At 30.2% G+C, this 1,736-nt stretch carries 1 protein-coding gene and 1 pseudogene; one reads left to right on the top strand and one right to left on the bottom strand.

Translation table 11 applies throughout. The features are described 5' to 3' along the window. Nucleotides 1-477: pseudogene (locus tag VLM92_RS01565) on the bottom strand (hypothetical protein); the annotation flags it as partial. A 46-nt stretch (nucleotides 478-523) separates the two neighbouring features. On the opposite strand from VLM92_RS01565, the gene VLM92_RS01560 reads away from it, so the two are divergent. After that, nucleotides 524-784: a hypothetical protein gene (locus VLM92_RS01560; RefSeq protein ID WP_325274598.1), complete on the top strand. Its 261-nt coding sequence runs from the start codon at nucleotides 524-526 to the stop codon at nucleotides 782-784. Nucleotides 785-1,736 lie beyond the last annotated feature (952 nt).

The raw sequence follows: 1,736 nt of genomic DNA, 5'->3' as shown, positions 1-1,736 counted from the left end.
ATAATAAAGATAAAGATACTCAAAAGAAAGGAGAAAAAGTAATGTATGAATTTGAATTGGAGAATTAAAAAGAAAACTAGAACGAAAGAATAATAAAAGAATCAATGAAGTTTCAATCGGAGAAATAAGAAGATGATCTTGATAGAAACTAATGTTTAAAGAAAGAAGTTTATTCGAAGATAATTCCATTATACGATAATTAGTAAGTAAATTCTTTATCCCAACCGAAAGAACTTTCATTAATTTAGACTGAGCACTCGATCCAATCCTACTAACAGAAAGACCAGAATCAATTGCAGGACGACAAGAATCTAAAAACAACCTCTTATTCGTATAAAATTGTCCATCTGTAATAGAAATAACATTCGTAGCTATATATTCAGTAATATCAGAATTAATAGTTTCAATCACAGGAAAAGCAGTAATCGAACCACCAAAATAACTATACATTAGTTTACCACAACGTTCCAATAAAGAAGAATGAAAGCTGTAATCGAATAGGAAGTGTCTGGTTCAATCTGGTATGAAACCCCATGAAATCCTTAAGAAGCTGAATAGAAGAAAAGGAAACAACGAATCCAAACAAGGTCAAAGCTACAAACCAAACAACCAGCTATTAATTCCCAATAAATCTTCCAAGTACAAGTGCTCTTTATTTTGTCCGTCAAAATCTCAGCAAAGACGAAGGAAATGTCCGAAAGAAGAATACAATATTTTGGATAGAAACCGCCATACAATTGAAGCTAAAGAACAAAATGCTAGCTTTCATTCAGTTATGGAATAATGGGAATTACATAGAGGTCGAATAAAATAAGGTACCAGACGAAATTGTGTCCACGAGATTAATTACAGCAGCCAAATAAATAAACAGGAATATACATAGGAAGCTCTCAATCCAGTAAAAGAGTTCGTAAAAATGCATCCATAAACAGGCATTTAAATAAGGAAACCATCATTGACACTTTGAGGTTGAAGGAGTGATCATTCATTTATAGGTATTTATTCTATCTTTATTAATTCTTTTCCTTATTGAACTACAACAATTATCTCGAACGACTTCCTTACTTTAAATCAACTCAATAAGTTTTGTCGATCTATTAATTTAGGTGATCTTATTGCTGTATTAGGATCGATTGATTTTGTATTGGGTAGTGTAGATTTATATTCATGTTTATCTTGTGTTAAGGTTAGAATGAGTAGTGGAATGATTAAATAGTTACTCGATTGCGGTAGTTTTCTTGTTTTCTTTGCTTATTCATCCCAAACGAATATTTATTACGGCATTTTATTTAGTTCTAACGTTATTCAATCTCTTAATTTTGCAGCTCTTATTTCCTATTCGTATTAAATCCTCTCTTCATATTTCATTTCTTGGTTTATGGCTGTTTCATTTATTGCTTTGATCTTTCTTTAGTTGGTTTTCTTATTATATCATGCATTCGTCCTTTCGTTATGTTCTTAGCTTTAATTCATTCCTTTACCTTCGTATTAATTGGTTCATGCTGCTTGCTTCCAATTCTACTTTAACCTTTGATTGTTTTAATTTTTCTTGTTAGCATTGTTAATATTCTTATTCTTCTTTTAACCTTATTCTATCTTTCTTTCCATGAAATCTTATCGAGGTTCTTCTATCTTTATATTTATTTAGCTTTTCTTTACTAGTGGACTGGTTATATTTTTTAGTTATTGGTTCGTTCTAGAGTTAAGATTTTGTATTATGTATTTTTCTTATTTAG

Origin of the sequence: Romboutsia sp., from assembly GCF_035470145.1 — a bacterium.
Classification (GTDB): Bacteria; Bacillota; Clostridia; order Peptostreptococcales; family Peptostreptococcaceae; genus Romboutsia_D.
Note: the sequence above shows the minus strand (reverse complement) of the source record. Positions and strands in the feature narration are given on the sequence as shown.

Bases quoted from the DNA above. Each gene is read 5' to 3' on its own strand.
- VLM92_RS01560 (WP_325274598.1), top strand. From the start codon at position 524: ATGAAACCCCATGAAATCCTTAAGAAGCTGAATAGAAGAAAAGGAAAC.